Annotated in this window: 17 protein-coding genes and 1 riboswitch; of the genes, 13 read left to right on the top strand and 4 right to left on the bottom strand. The window is 62.1% G+C overall.

All coding sequences use genetic code 11. The features are described 5' to 3' along the window. Positions 1 to 23 precede the first annotated feature (23 nt). The 3 genes from thiS to QOU61_RS30650 form a co-directional block, all read right to left on the bottom strand. Positions 24 to 221 carry a sulfur carrier protein ThiS gene (thiS, locus tag QOU61_RS30660; protein WP_289654934.1) on the bottom strand — a complete coding sequence of 66 codons (198 nt, stop codon included), beginning with the start codon at positions 219 to 221 and terminating at the stop codon, positions 24 to 26. After that, positions 212 to 1,225, bottom strand: coding sequence for an FAD-dependent oxidoreductase (locus QOU61_RS30655; RefSeq protein WP_289654933.1), 1,014 nt, complete (start codon positions 1,223 to 1,225; stop codon positions 212 to 214). The genes thiS and QOU61_RS30655 overlap by 10 nt, the downstream gene beginning before the upstream one ends. Then, positions 1,213 to 1,320, bottom strand: a riboswitch (TPP riboswitch). (Overlaps the previous gene by 13 nt.) Before the next feature lie 75 nt (positions 1,321 to 1,395). Next, positions 1,396 to 1,890 (bottom strand): transglycosylase SLT domain-containing protein, encoded by a 495-nt coding sequence (locus QOU61_RS30650; RefSeq protein WP_289654932.1) that lies wholly within the window; start codon positions 1,888 to 1,890, stop codon positions 1,396 to 1,398. Between the two features lie 326 nt (positions 1,891 to 2,216). Between QOU61_RS30650 and QOU61_RS30645 the strand changes: the two genes are divergently transcribed. From QOU61_RS30645 to QOU61_RS30630, 4 genes are all read left to right on the top strand, one after another. Next, on the top strand, positions 2,217 to 2,420 hold the full coding sequence (locus QOU61_RS30645; RefSeq protein WP_289654931.1) for a hypothetical protein: 204 nt from the start codon (positions 2,217 to 2,219) through the stop codon (positions 2,418 to 2,420). Positions 2,421 to 2,533: 113 nt separating this feature from the next. Then, positions 2,534 to 2,896 carry a PRC-barrel domain-containing protein gene (locus QOU61_RS30640; RefSeq protein ID WP_289654930.1) on the top strand — a complete coding sequence of 121 codons (363 nt, stop codon included), beginning with the start codon at positions 2,534 to 2,536 and terminating at the stop codon, positions 2,894 to 2,896. Between the two features lie 173 nt (positions 2,897 to 3,069). Further along, positions 3,070 to 3,591 carry a PRC-barrel domain-containing protein gene (locus tag QOU61_RS30635; protein WP_289654929.1) on the top strand — a complete coding sequence of 174 codons (522 nt, stop codon included), beginning with the start codon at positions 3,070 to 3,072 and terminating at the stop codon, positions 3,589 to 3,591. A 199-nt stretch (positions 3,592 to 3,790) separates the two neighbouring features. Next, positions 3,791 to 4,006: a dodecin family protein gene (locus tag QOU61_RS30630; protein WP_289654928.1), complete on the top strand. Its 216-nt coding sequence runs from the start codon at positions 3,791 to 3,793 to the stop codon at positions 4,004 to 4,006. A 142-nt stretch (positions 4,007 to 4,148) separates the two neighbouring features. Here the strand turns inward: QOU61_RS30630 and QOU61_RS30625 are convergent, their stop codons facing one another. Then, positions 4,149 to 5,363 carry an ABC transporter substrate-binding protein gene (locus tag QOU61_RS30625; protein ID WP_289654927.1) on the bottom strand — a complete coding sequence of 405 codons (1,215 nt, stop codon included), beginning with the start codon at positions 5,361 to 5,363 and terminating at the stop codon, positions 4,149 to 4,151. Between the two features lie 651 nt (positions 5,364 to 6,014). On the opposite strand from QOU61_RS30625, the gene QOU61_RS30615 reads away from it, so the two are divergent. The 9 genes from QOU61_RS30615 (at position 6,015) to QOU61_RS30575 (ending at position 13,776) form a co-directional block, all read left to right on the top strand. Then, a complete protein-coding gene (locus QOU61_RS30615; RefSeq protein ID WP_289654926.1) occupies positions 6,015 to 7,463 on the top strand; it encodes an ABC transporter substrate-binding protein in 1,449 nt (482 codons plus the stop codon). 72 nt (positions 7,464 to 7,535) lie between these two features. Beyond that, on the top strand, positions 7,536 to 8,477 hold the full coding sequence (locus QOU61_RS30610; RefSeq protein ID WP_289654925.1) for a carbohydrate ABC transporter permease: 942 nt from the start codon (positions 7,536 to 7,538) through the stop codon (positions 8,475 to 8,477). Next, positions 8,477 to 9,328: a carbohydrate ABC transporter permease gene (locus QOU61_RS30605; RefSeq protein ID WP_289654924.1), complete on the top strand. Its 852-nt coding sequence runs from the start codon at positions 8,477 to 8,479 to the stop codon at positions 9,326 to 9,328. Before QOU61_RS30610 ends, QOU61_RS30605 begins: the two co-directional genes overlap by 1 nt. Before the next feature lie 23 nt (positions 9,329 to 9,351). Next, positions 9,352 to 10,443 carry an ABC transporter ATP-binding protein gene (locus tag QOU61_RS30600; protein WP_289654923.1) on the top strand — a complete coding sequence of 364 codons (1,092 nt, stop codon included), beginning with the start codon at positions 9,352 to 9,354 and terminating at the stop codon, positions 10,441 to 10,443. A gap of 362 nt (positions 10,444 to 10,805) precedes the next feature. Continuing rightward, on the top strand, positions 10,806 to 11,255 hold the full coding sequence (locus QOU61_RS30595; protein WP_289654922.1) for an ester cyclase: 450 nt from the start codon (positions 10,806 to 10,808) through the stop codon (positions 11,253 to 11,255). A gap of 68 nt (positions 11,256 to 11,323) precedes the next feature. After that, the gene (locus QOU61_RS30590) at positions 11,324 to 11,560 is read left to right on the top strand and encodes a hypothetical protein (protein ID WP_289654921.1); all 237 of its coding nucleotides are present in this window, start codon (positions 11,324 to 11,326) and stop codon (positions 11,558 to 11,560) included. A gap of 90 nt (positions 11,561 to 11,650) precedes the next feature. Beyond that, a complete protein-coding gene (ada, locus tag QOU61_RS30585; protein ID WP_289654920.1) occupies positions 11,651 to 12,763 on the top strand; it encodes a bifunctional DNA-binding transcriptional regulator/O6-methylguanine-DNA methyltransferase Ada in 1,113 nt (370 codons plus the stop codon). A gap of 44 nt (positions 12,764 to 12,807) precedes the next feature. After that, positions 12,808 to 13,053: a hypothetical protein gene (locus QOU61_RS30580; protein WP_289654919.1), complete on the top strand. Its 246-nt coding sequence runs from the start codon at positions 12,808 to 12,810 to the stop codon at positions 13,051 to 13,053. Positions 13,054 to 13,212: 159 nt separating this feature from the next. Beyond that, the gene (locus QOU61_RS30575) at positions 13,213 to 13,776 is read left to right on the top strand and encodes a methylated-DNA--[protein]-cysteine S-methyltransferase (RefSeq protein ID WP_289654918.1); all 564 of its coding nucleotides are present in this window, start codon (positions 13,213 to 13,215) and stop codon (positions 13,774 to 13,776) included. Positions 13,777 to 13,778 lie beyond the last annotated feature (2 nt).

Here is a 13,778-nt window from a genome sequence, read left to right as displayed (position 1 = left end):
GCGGCGTGCGTCGCACCCATCCCTCAGCCTCCCTGCCGCGGCGTGATGATCTCGATCTCGTCGCCGGCGTTGAGTTCGGTCGCCGCCCACAGGCCGCGCGGCACCACGTCGTAGTTGACGGCGATCGCGAAATGCGTGCCTTCATAATCGAGCTCGGCGAGCAGCGCGTCGACGCGGGAAGCGGCGATGTCCCGCTCTTCGCCATTGACGATCACGCGCATTGCATCACCTCGTTGTCGATCTCGCCGCGCGCGACATAGCCGAGCGAAAGCTCCGCAAGCGCCGGTGCCAGCAAAAAGCCATGGCGGTAGAGCCCGTTCACCGCGATCTTCTCGTTATTGATCGCGATGCGCGGCAGATTGTCGGGGAAGGCCGGGCGCAGGCCCGAGCCGAATTCGACGATGCGCGCCTCGCCGAAGGCCGGATGCACGGCATAGGCGGCGCCCAGCAGCTCCAGCGCCGAGCGGACGCTGACGCCGGTATCCTCCGACTCGATCGAGGTCGCCCCCAGCATGAAGCGGCCGTCGCCGCGCGGGATCACGTAGAGGGAAAATCGCGGATGGATCAGCCGCACCGGGCGGGCAAGGGTGACCTCGTCGGTCTCGATCACGATCATCTCGCCCTTGACGCCGCGAAGTTCGCATTGCGCGTCGCGGGCGAAAAGCCCGCGGCAGTCGATCACGACGCCGTCGAGGTCAGCAGCCCTGGCCTCGCTGCCGAAGCGGATGGTGGCGCCCAGCGCCGCAATGCGCGCATGCAGCTCGGGCAAGACGCGCCGCGGCTCGACATGGCCCTCCTCGGGGTAGAACAGGCCCTCGCGGAAGCGGCCCTCCAGCGACGGCTCAAGCTCGCTCAAGGCGCGCGCGTCGAGCCGCCGGTGATTGGAGGTGAGCCGGGCGAAGCGCTCGAAATCGGCGCGGTCGCGGGCATGCGCCACCACCAGCGAGCCGTTGAACGGGGTGTTCGGGAAGTGCTGCCGCCACAGGTCGAGCGAGCGGATGCCGAGCCTTGCGATCACCGGCTCCGAGCTTTCCGCCTCGCACCAGGGCGCGAGCATGCCGCCGGCAAAATGGCTTGTGGATTCCGTCATCGTGGCGTCACCGCGCTCGTGCAGGGTAACGGCGTGGCCGGCCTGCGCGAACAGCAGCGCATGCCAGGCGCCAGCAATGCCTGCGCCGATGATGGAAACGGCGGTTTGCCCGCCCGGCCTGATGTTCTGGTACATCCCTGTCCCTTCGCCGGCATGACCCGGATCAGGTTCAAAGGGTCACCGCGATAGCGGTTTCTCAGCTCCTCCTCGGAGCTCCCCTCGGAACAGGGCTAATGTAGGCGGAAGCGGGCGCGTGTCAACGCATCAGTCATGCGTTTGCACGGTGGTATGGGCGCGGGCGCGGGCTAGTACGCGCCGGGAACCTGGGTCCTGGCGCGCCTCAACCTTTCTTTTCGCGGTGCACTCTCAAGCACGAGCGGGGCGGAGGCGCGCGCCTCGGCCACGCGCGCGCGCTTGGCGGCGTAGTAGTAGCCGCTCGCATAATAATGGACGGCGCGGCCGTGATCGCCGTGGGCGGCGTGATACGCGCCGGCGAGGTATTTGACGCCATAGGTGAGGTTGGTCTCGGGATCGCGCAGGCCCGCAGCGTCGCCGGTGTAGCCGAGGCCGCGCGCGGTCGCGAGCTTGATCTGCATCAGACCGATGGTGCCGCCGCGCCCGACGAGGCCGGGATTGTAGCGGCTCTCGCGCACGATCACCCGATGCACCAGCGCTTCCGGTACGTTGTTGGCCTGCGCGTGCGCCGCGACCATCGCGTCGAATTGCTCTTTCTGTCCGGCATGTGCGGCTTGTAGCGCGCTCGCGAAAACGAGGCCTGTAGCAATCAGTAAACGTTTCATCAAAATAACCTCAGGGCGCGAACGGCGCGCTGTTCGCTTTAGGCGCGCTGATTTTGGCGAAAAGCCGGCACGCGCCCCTCGCATCGCGCGCGGCTGCCCGGCGTGAGCGAACGCAAAGCGGCGAATTGAAATTAAAATGCGCAGTTTGGTGCGGCGACGCGTGTCATCGCCGTTTTATCGTCGCAATGCTATTCTAGTGTTGCGCCCGGGCGGGTGCTGCGCTTGCGAAATCCGGATGCCATGTCCGGCGCGCCACTCTGGCAACAAGCCTGTCTCAACCGCCGCGCACAAGAAACGTTCTTCAACGAAACATAGGGAGACGCGCCATGGCCAGACCGTTCCTCGGCTATCTGCCTCGATACAATCCCTGTGCGCAGTGCGGCGAACCTATCGCGTTGCCGGACTGGGTCGAAACCGGCGATGACGGCCGCGTCACGTATCTCTGGTGCTGCAGGTCCTGCAACTATCGCTTCGAGGCGATCGCCTTCTTCGACCGATCCCACACCGAGCAGGAACCGCTCGCGGCCTAAAAGGCAGATTGCGCACGGCGCCTGCCGTGATCGCGCCTAGAGCAGGGAACGGGTTCCCAATTCCGGCGTTGAAGTCTTCATCAACCCCAAGGGAGGGGATGATGGTTGACGTCATGTCCAGACCGCACCCCTTGATCGCGAGCGATCGTGTCGAGGGCACTGCGGTGCGACGGCCGAGCGGTGACCTGGTCGGCCACATCGAGCGGCTGATGATCGACAAGATCACCGGCCAGGTGTCGTATGCCGTGCTCTCGTTCGGCGGCTTCTTCGGGCTCGGCTCGAAGCTGCTGCCGGTGCCCTGGGGCAAGCTCAGCTACAACACGCGCTTCGAGGCCTACGAGCTCGACATCAGCGAAAGCGAGTTGAGGAACGCGCCGTCGTTCGGCGCCGACCAGGATTTCGACTGGGGCGATCGGTCGCAGGAAGCGGCGCTGCATCGCTACTACGGAATCCCGCCCTACTGGGGCGGCTTCTGATCGCAGCGCTGAATGCGTGATCCGCGTCGCGCGGCAAATGCTGCAACGAGGCGACGCGTCCTGTGAAGCAGCGCGTTCCATTGCCTTGATTCGCGTCTTTGCGTCGCGCGGCGGGAACGTGCCGGCCCGAGCCGGGTTCTTCCCTCATCGATCAATAACGAGGGAGAAATCCAATGTTGGCGAAGTATCTTGCGACCGGCGTCGTCGGGTCGGCGCTGCTTGCTTCAGTTGCGTTCGCACAAACTCCGACCACGACCTCCGACAAGGCCGGCATGGCGATGCAGGAATCCACGCTCAAGGGCGACTGGCGCGCGTCCAAGGTCATCGGCCTGAAGGTCTATAACGACAACAATGAGAATGTCGGTTCGATCAACGATCTCCTGGTCGACAAGAGCGGCAACATCAAAGCTGCCGTGATCGGCGTCGGCGGCTTCCTCGGCGTGGGCGAGCATCTGGTCGCGGTGTCCTTCGACAAGCTGAAATTCTCTGATCAGCCGGTGACCTATACCGGCGCGTCGAACAGCACCGGCAACCGCCCGGCACCGGCCACGACGACCGGATCGGCCAAGGACTCGACCGCAACCACCCCGACGGCGAGCTCGAAGCCCAATCCGTGGTATCCCGACCACGCGGTGTTCAACGCGACCAAGGATGACCTGAAGGCGATGCCCGAATTCAAGTATTCGACAGAGTAGGGCGCGCGAACACGCGTTCTTTTTGATGGCCTGGTGGCGGTGACGCCATCAGGCCATTTGCCGTTTCAGGGGCCTGTGCATCCCCGCCGTGCCGCGAGTTCGATGGCGGCGTCCTTCCGGCATCGATGCGGCGATGCTAGGCTTCCCGTCGGCAGGAGCAGAGCCTGCTTCCTGCTTCATACCGAACGGGAGGACGACAATGAGTGAGAGCGTCTACAAGGTCATTGAACTGATCGGTACCAGCAAGGATTCCTGGGAGAAGGCCGCAGCCAATGCGGTCGAGCAGGCGGCAAAGACGCTGCGTGAGCTTCGCGTTGCCGAAGTCCGGGAGCTTGACCTTCAACTTGACGCCAAGGGCAAGATCGAAGCCTACCGCGCCAAGCTCAACGTCTCCTTCAAGTTCGAAGGTTCGTAGGCGCAAGACGCTGGGCACGAACAGCGCACCATCGTCGTTCCGGGGCGATGCAAAGCATCGAACCCGGAACCTCGAGATTCCGGGTTCGTCGCTTCACGACGCCCCGGAATGACTTCACTGCGTCGCTTCGCGCGCAGTGAAGTCAGTTCGTCTTCACCAGCGGGCAGCCGCCCTTGTCCAGCGGGCGGAACGCCTCGTCGCCGGGCACGGTGGCGATCAGCTTGTAGAGGTCCCACTCGCCCTTGGATTCCTCAGGCTTCTTGACCTCGAACAGGTACATGTCGTGCACCATGCGGCCGTCGATCCGGATCTTGCCGTTCTTGGCAAAGAAGTCGTTGATCGGCGTGGCGCGCATCTGCGCCATCACCTTCGGCGCCTCGTCGGTGCCGATCGCCTCGATCGCCTTCAGGTAATGCATGGTCGCCGAATAGAGGCCGGCCTGGATCATGCTCGGCATGTGTCCGACCTTCTCGTTGAAGCGATTTGAGAAGGCGCGCGTCTCGTCGTTCATGTCCCAGTAGAAGGCGTCGGTGACGATCAGCCCCTGCGTCGCCTTGATGCCGAGGGCGTGGGTGTCGGTGATCTCCTGCAGCAGCGCGATCATCTTCTGGCCGCCCTGGGTGATGCCGAATTCCGAGGCCTGCTTCAGCGCGTTGGTGGTGTCGCCGCCGGCGTTGGCCAGCCCGATCACCTTGGCCTTGGAGGCCTGCGCCTGCAGCAGGAAGGAGGAGAAGTCCGACGAGTTGAGCGGATGGCGGACGTCGCCGAGCACCTTGCCGCCGCTCTCCTTGACGACATTGGCGGCGTCGCGCTCCAGCGCCATGCCGAAGGCATAATCGGCGGTGATGAAGAACCAGGTGTCCTCGCCGCGCTTCACCATCGCCCTGCCGGCGACGTTGGCAAGCGCATAGGTGTCGTAGGTCCAGTGCACGGTGTTCGGCGAGCAGGCGATGCCCGTGATGTCGGAGGAGCCGCCGCCGGAATTGATGTGGATCTTGTTCTTCTCGCGCGTCAGCGCCGAGATCGGCAGCGCCACCGAGGAGGTCGGCACGTCGAAGATCGCATCGACCTTGTCGTTGTCGTACCAGTTGCGCGCGATGTTGATGCCGACGTCGGGCTTGTTCTGGTGGTCGGCCGCGATCACCTCGATCGGCTTGCCCTTGACCTTGCCGCCATAGTCGGCGACCGCCATCTGCACCGCGGCGAGCGAGCCCTTGCCGGTGGCGTCGGCATAGAGGCTCGACATGTCCGTGAGAACGCCGATCTTGACGACGTCGTCGGAAATCTGCGCCTGCGCGGAACCGGAAAAGGCCGACAGGGCCAGGCCCGCCGCGAGCGCGGCAGCGGCTGCTTTCATGTTTCTCTCCCTCGCTTCTTGTTCAGAGCTTCCGGTTCTAACGGGCTTCGGCGATGGCCGCAAAGCCAACTTTTGGGCAGGGTTTACGGCATGATGCGGAAACGTGGATACCGGCTTTCTCGCGACAGACGCCGAACCGTTTGTGCTGAGAACATCATGCCTGGCGAGGGCGTGGACTGACTAGCGCGCAGCCATAGCCTGATAGACGCAAGCTGGACGAATGCGAGGTGGTTGGAGGCAAGCCGGTTATGGCGCGGTTGCTTATGAGGCAAAGCAGACATCAAATGGTAGGCGGCGCCCACAGACTCGGTCGAAAATGACCCTGAACGGACATGGTGGGTACCCTCGCCGAACCGCGGGGCCGCTCTGGCGAGCTATGCCTTGATAGGCATGGCACCACTTTACGAGGGCCTGCCAAAGGTAGCGCTTGATTTCCCGTTCTAGCGGGCGACAATGACGCCGCGCAAGCACTCCGATATCAGGCGATAAGACGGGGGAAACCCGCTGGGCTGCGGCAATAGCATTGCTGCGTGGGAGGGAAGGGCATGGCTGTTTGGTTCATGCGCTGGCGGCAGGGTGTGCCCTGCGAGCAATCTCCGCTGTCTGACGCCGACATCGCCGCTCGCGCCGGAAGAACGCGAACACCAATAAATGATCATGGCGACGACGCATTGCGCGCGCGAGAGCGCGCGCATGCTCTCGCTTATGGAGGCGCAATCATCTGAAAGGCCCGCCAAGCCGCCGTCAGATCGGCCGAGGGGCTCACGATCACAATGGGAGGAATGCATGACGAGGATAACCCGACGCAACGTCCTCAAGGCGGGTACCGCGCTCGTGGGTGGCATGGCCGGCATCCTTGCCACTGGCCGGGCACCCGCTTTCGCGCAAGGCACCACGGTTCACTGGCTGCGCTGGAACGACTTCGTGCCGACGTCCGATCAGCTGTTGCGCAAGGAGCTGCTGCCCGCCGCCGAGAAAGCCCTGGGACTCAAGATCAATCTGGAGACCGTGAACGGCAACGACCTGCAGCCGCGGATCACCTCAGCGATCCAGTCAGGCTCAGGTCCCGACATAGTCATGCTCTTCAACAACCATCCGCAGATCTATGCGGAGAGCGTCATCGACCTGTCAGACATCGCAGGTCGCGTGAGCGAGGCCGAGGATGGCTACTATGATCTGTGCAGAGCCAACTCCGACGACGGCAAGAAATGGATTTCATTGCCCTGGGCAATCGTCGGCGCCATGATCGCTTACCGGAAATCGTGGTTCGACGAGGTCGGCTCCCCGACCTTCCCGGACACTTGGGAGAAGTATCGCGAGGTCGGCAAGAAGCTCAAAGCCCAGGGCCGGCCGATCGGTCAGACTCTTGGCCACACCTTCGGCGACGCGCCGACCTTCAGCTACCCCTATTTGTGGTCATGGGGCGGCACGGAAGTCGAGAAGGATGGCAAGACCGTCAATATCAACAAGAAAGAGGTGATCGAGTCCGTCAAGTTCATGACGGCCTTCTGGAAGGAAGCCCATGACGAGGGCGGCCTTGCCTGGGACGACACCAACAACAACCGGGCGTTCCTGTCGCAAACGATCTGCGCCACGCTCAATGGTGCGTCGATCTACCTCGAGGCGTTGCGCAACCCAGACAAGTACATCACCGAGAAAGGCGCGCAGCTCAGAACTGACATCCAGCATGCGCCGTTACCCAAGGGCCCGGCGGGCCAATTTGCCATGCATACCTACTTCTCTCACGTCATTCCGAACTATTCGAAGAATCAGGACGGTGCGAAGGCGTTGCTGAAGTGGATCCATACACGAGCGAACTACGAGCCGTGGTTCGTCTCCCAAAAGGGCTTTGCGACGCCTCCGACCCACGAGTGGGAGACGCACAAGTTATGGGACGAAGACAAGGTCATGACGCCCTACAAGATCGCCGGCCGACTCGGCCAGACGCCCGGCTATCCTTTGCCCACGTCGGGCAAGAAGGCCGCTGAAGTGCTCACCAAATACGTCATCACCGACATGTACGCCAAAGCCGTACAGGGCAGCAGTGCGGAGGATGCCGTGAAGTGGGCGGAAGATGAGCTGAAGAAGATCTACACCTGAACTATGCACGCATCGGGCCCCGAGGCGGCGGGGTTGCCGCCGCAGGCCGGGACCGCAGCGAGGCGAAGCCAAATGGCGATCGCAGAGAGCCGGGTCGAGACCAAGGTCTACATGCCACAAGCGCCGCGGCCGAGGCTCCGGCTGCTCGAAGACGAGCGTTGGCTTGCATTCGTGTTGTTGCTGCCGACCGTGGTACTGCTCGCCACGTTCATCGCCTATCCGTTCCTGCGCGGCATTTTGCTGTCAGTGACGGACGCACGCGTGGGTGTGCCCGGCAACTTCGTCGGCCTCGCCAACTTCTACAAGATCCTCAATGACGGGATCTTCCGGACCTCCGTCTACAACACCTTCCTCTATACGGGTGTGACCACCGTCTTCAAGCTGGCGCTCGGGCTATGGCTAGCCGTGCTGCTCAACCGCAATTTTCGCGGCAAGGCGTTCACGCGTGCCTTCATCCTGCTGCCCTTCATCATCCCTACGGTACTGTCGACGTTCGCCTGGAAGTGGATGTTCGATCCGACATTCAGCGTTCTGAACTGGCTCCTCTATCATCTTGGGCTGATCACCGGTCGGATCAATTGGCTGGGCGACCCGCAGCTGGCGATGATCTCTATCATCATCGTCAACATCTGGCGCGGCGTGCCGTTCTTCGCCATCAGCCTGCTCGCCGGGCTACAGACCATCAGTCCCGAGCTCAGCGAGGCCGCGGCAATAGATGGCGCAAGGCCCTGGCAGCGGTTCTGGTACGTCACCTGGCCGCTGCTCTTGCCGGTGACCATGGTCGTGGTGCTGTTTTCGGTGATTCAGACCTTCGCCGACTTCCAGATCGTCTATGTGATGACGGGCGGCGGTCCCGCCAACGCGACACACTTGTTCGCCACCTATGCGTATCAGATCGGCATCGGCACGGGCCTCTTGAGCGAGGGCGCCGCCATCTCGCTCGCAATGTTTCCGGCGCTATTTCTGGTCGTCATCATCCAGCTTCTATATATCCGCCGCGTTGAGGTGCGCTAATGATCGAGGGCGCGTTGTGGCGAAAGTGGGTCTTCTTCTACGCGCCGATGGCGCTGTTCCTGCTTTTCCTGCTGTTCCCATTCTACTGGATGGTGATCACGTCGATGCGGCCGGACGGCGAGCTTTACCGGCCCTGGAATTCGATCAACTACAATCCGTTCTGGACCTGGAAACCAACCTTGGAGCACGTCAGATACCTGTTCGAGGAGACGCTCTTCGCATCGTGGCTATGGAACACGACCTTCATCGCGCTCGCGTCCACCGCGATCTCGCTCGTCTGCGGCGTTTTCGCCGGCTATGCGCTGTCGCGCCTGAACTTTCCTTTTGCCGGCAGCCTCGGCACCGGCATCTTCATCACCTATCTGGTGCCGCAGACGCTCTTGTTCATTCCGCTGGCCGAGATCGTCCGAAACTATCGGCTGGGTGATACGCCCTGGTCTCTGATTCTGACCTATCCGACCTTTCTCATTCCATTCTGCACCTGGCTGATGATGGGATATTTCAAGGCGGTGCCAAAGGAGCTTGAGGAATGCGCGCGCATCGACGGCGCGTCGCGCTGGCAGGCGATGCTCTACATCGTCATTCCGGTGGCGATTCCCGGCATCCTCTCGGCCGGCATCTTCGCGTTCACGCTGTCCTGGAACGAGTTTATCTACGCGCTTGTCTTCCTGTCCTCGCCTCAGCAGAAGACGGTGCCGGTCGGCGTTACATCGGAGCTGATCCGCGGCGACGTCTTCTTCTGGGGACCGCTGATGGCCGGCGCGCTGCTCGGATCGATCCCGGTTGCCATCGTCTATTCGTTCTTCGTCGAGCACTACGTGGCGGGACTGACCGGATCGGTGAAGGGCTGACTGTTGGGAGGCAGATGAGATCAATGGGACAGGTCGTCCTCAAGGGGATCAACAAGTTCTACGACGGCGTGCACGCCGTCAAAGACGTCAATCTGCAGATCCGCGACAAGGAATTCCTGGTGTTGGTCGGACCGTCCGGCTGCGGCAAGACGACGACGCTCAGGATGATTGCCGGGCTCGAAGCGATCAGCTCCGGCGAGATCTCGATCGACGGCAATGTGGTCAACGAACTCGCGCCTATGGACCGCGACATCGCCATGGTGTTCCAGAACTACGCGCTCTACCCGCACATGAGCGTGTACGACAACATGGCATTCGGCTTGAAGATGCGCCGATTCGGAAGAGAAGAGATCGAGAAGCGCGTGCGCGAGGCGGCGGACATCCTCGGCATCGGCGAAATGCTCAAGCGGAAGCCGCGACAGCTTTCAGGTGGCCAGCGCCAACGCGTGGCGTTAGGCCGTGCCATCGTGCGTCACCCGCGCGTGTTTCTGTTCGACGAGCCGCTGTCGAACCTCGACGCCAAGCTCAGGGTGCAGATGCGCGTCGAGCTCAAGAAGCTGCATCAGCGCCTCGGCACCACCGCCATCTACGTGACCCACGATCAGGTCGAGGCCATGACGCTGGGCGACCGGGTCGTCGTTATGAAGGACGGCATGGTGCAGCAGGTTGGGGAGCCGCTCGAACTCTACAACCATCCGGCCAACAAGTTCGTCGCCGGTTTCATCGGTTCGCCGTCGATGAATTTCGCCCCCGTGACTGTAACCGAGGCAAACGGATCCCTGATCGCGGAAAGCTCCGGCTTGCGCATCACGCTGCCGGACGAGACGGCGGGGCGCTTGCGCGGACATATAGGTCGCGAGGTCCTGCTCGGTGTGCGCCCGGAGGACCTCTCCGTGGCTGATACAGCCGATTCCGATCACTCCTGCTTTGATGCTGTGATCGAGGTGGTCGAGCAGCTCGGCTCAGAAATTCTGCTCGATATGAAGGTCGGCGACGAAGTCATGGTCGCGAGCGTCGAGCCTGGCGTCCGGGTGAAGGTAAGCGACAAGCTGCGCATTGCCATGCGTCCGTCCGGGCTTCATGTCTTCGACGCGAAGACTGAGGCGGCAATCTAGCGGCGACAGTTGACCAACTTTCCTTCGGTGAGAGCGATCCGCTCAAGACCTGTCATCTGGCTGTCGCCAGCCTTAATGACACGCGGCTGGCGCGAAAGCATTTGTCCGCAGCATTCTCGAGCCCAAGCTGCGTGCTAAGTCGGGTTATGGCCCATCGCGTCATTTCGACGCCGCGCGGCAACTGCGTCGCTTTGGTCGAAAATGACCCAAAGCCGACATGGAGCATATCAGCGACCGCGAACAGCCTTGGAATTCAACGACAAGAACCGGAGTTTGGACGATCGGAATCAGACGTAGACCCTTTTCCCGGGTCGCTAGGCAAGCCAGCGACCTTCTACGAGTCTGATCAAGGAGTCATCCGAATGAGCAAGGAAGAAGATAACAAGGCGGTTGTCGGCCGTTGGTTCACCGAGTTTTGGGGCAAGACCGTCAATCTCGGTGTTATCAACGAGATCGCCGCGCCCGACATGCTATTGAAATATTCGCTGCACGAGCCGCGCCGCGGACGCGAAGACATTCGGGCATTCATGACCGATTTCCGGGCTGCATTCCCCGATCTCAATTTCTGGGGGACGGCCGATCTCATCGCCGAGGGCGACTATGTTGTCGGTCAGTGGGAAGGCGGCGGCACCCACACAGGGCCTGCTTTCAGGGACTTCCTGATCGGCGGTCTGCCGGCCGCAACGGGACGCAAGATGCACTTCACCGGCACCACCGTGCTGAAGGTCGTCAACGGCAAGATCGTTGAGGAGATCGGCCTCGACGATGGCGTCACCGCGCTGACACAGCTCGGGTTGCTGAAGGCTGCGTAATCGGCAAGATCGAGCACTAACGGCGAAGTCGAGCGAGGCCCGCACCGATCTGCGGGCCTCGTTTGCCCATGGCAGGCGGATACTTCGTCTTCCCGCACGTATATCGCTACCCCGACCTGCTGAGGCCCGAATTGCCGGCCGGCTTCTTCGCATCACAGGTCTTGTTGCCAATTGTCGGCATAGCGCTCTACGTCGTTGCCGCCCTGCTGGGCCGGCTTGTACACCCGCTCGTCGCTGTCGGCATCTTTGCCGCTGTGGTCGGCTACGACGCTTGGACCGGCCAAGGCCTTGATTCCCGGCTTTGATTGGCCCCGTCCGTCCGGATTTGAAAGCAAGGATCGGAGTGTGCCTTTCCGAAATCGGGTGGCAGTGTTGGCCGTCTTGTGGCGCTATCGATGGACATGAACCTCAGAAAGATCGAGAAAATGACACCGCTCTCCGTCGCGGCCGACCCGCGATGGGCTCGGGTTCTCGCACGCGACAGGACGGCGGATGGCGAGTTCTGGTATTCGGTTGCGACGACCAGAGTCTACTGCCGGCCTTCATGTCCTTCGCGCACCGCGAATCCCAAGAATGTTCAGTTGCATGACACTCTGGAAAGCGCCAAGGCAACCGGTTTTCGGCCCTGCCGGCGCTGCAATCCGAACGGGCTGTCGATCGAGGCAGAGAACGCTGCACTTGTTGTCAAAGCGTGCCGTCTTGTCGAAGAGCGGGAAGAAGAGCCTTCGCTCGAAGAGTTGGCTGACGCGGTCTGCTTGAGCCCCAGCTACTTCCACCGCATGTTCAAAGCGGCGACCGGCCTGACACCCAAGGGCTATGCCGCCGCCAACCGCGCCAACAAGGTTCGCGAAAGTCTCATCTCGGGAAACAGGGTTACAGAGGCGATCTATGACGCCGGGTTCAATTCAAGCGGCCGTTTCTACGAAAAATCCACCGGCATGCTCGGCATGACGCCATCGCAATACCGCGCAGGCGGCGCGAATGAGGAGATCAAGTTCGCGATCGGCCAGACCGTCCTGGGCGCCATACTTGTCGCGTCGAGCACGAAGGGTGTTGCCGCGATCCTTTTGGGCGATGATGCGGAGGCGCTGCTCCGCGATCTGCAGGACCGCTTCCCAAAAGCCCGCCTGATTGGTGCCGACCGGGAATACGAGGCTGTAGTCGCGCGCATTGTCGGCTTCGTGGAAGCACCGGAACTCGGGCTCGATCTGCCGCTCGATGTCCGGGGCACCGCCTTCCAACAGCGCGTCTGGCAGGCGCTCCAGGAGATTCCCGTCGGTACGACTGTCACCTATGCCGAACTCGCGCAACGCATAGGTTCCTCCAAGTCCGTGCGCGCGGTTGCCGGCGCCTGCGCCGCAAACAAGCTCGCTGTGGCAATTCCCTGCCACCGCGTCATCCGCACGGATGGTTCGGTCTCAGGTTACGCGTGGGGCGTTGAGCGAAAGCGCGCTCTGCTCGATCGGGAGGGATCGCAGAAAGTCCAGGTGCCCGCCCGTCAATCCTGAACTGAATCAATGATCTTTCCGAGTCTCTCCGAAATGTCCTGACGATGGATCCTCGCACCGCACCGAACAAACGGCTCGATAAGCGTGCGCGTGTCGATGCGACGTTCGATGCGATTGTGGCCCTGATGCAGTCCGATCTCGCCAAGGTGAAGGTGATGGCCCATTTCCGGAAACTCGTCGCGGACGGGTTTGCCGAATGGCAGACGCTGGACTGCGGGACCGTCCGCCTGCGGCTGGACACGGGCGAAACGTATCTCCTTGAACAGACCACGATCACGCGCATCGCGTGATTGGTGAGACGGTTCTCTGATCCTTTTCGCCACTGCGCTCGGCTTTTCTTGTTTCGTCAACGGCGTGAAGCCTTGCTCGATTTGAAAGCAAGCATCGGAGTTTGGCGTAGGGCGCTTCCACGTACATTCGGTCATGAGGACGGATGAAGGAGACGATCCATGAATCTCATGACACACGCTGAGCCCTCGGCCGACCTGGCCACCACCACCGCCGCCGACGTTCTTTTCTATGCGACCGGCGGCTGCGCGTTCGGCACGGTTCTGATCGCGCGCAGCATCAAGGGTATTTGTGCCATCCTGCTCGGTGATGACGCTCGCGCACTGGAAGATGATCTTGCGAAAGGCTTCCCGCACTCCACGCTCGTTCCGCACGAGGTGATGGTTCGCGACGACCTGGCGAAGGTGGCACGCTACGCCGACAAGCCCTCCGAGGGACTCGATCTCAGGCTCGATATGCGCGGTACACCGATCCAGCGTCGCGTATGGAACGCGCTTCGTTCGATCCCGCCCGGCAAGACCAAGAGCTACATGCAGGTGGCTCGCCTGATCAACGGCGCCTATCCGCAGCTGACGGCTCGCATCGTGGCGAATGCCTGCGCTGCCAACCCGCTCGCGCTCGTCATTCCCTGTCATCGCGTTATTCGCGAGGACGGCGAACTCGCCGGCTATCGCTGGGGCCTCGAACGCAAGCGCGAATTGCTCGAAAAGGAAGCCGGCGCATGAAG

Origin of the sequence: Bradyrhizobium sp. NP1, assembly GCF_030378205.1 — a bacterium.
Taxonomy (GTDB): Bacteria; Pseudomonadota; Alphaproteobacteria; order Rhizobiales; family Xanthobacteraceae; genus Bradyrhizobium.
Note: the sequence above shows the minus strand (reverse complement) of the source record. Positions and strands in the feature narration are given on the sequence as shown.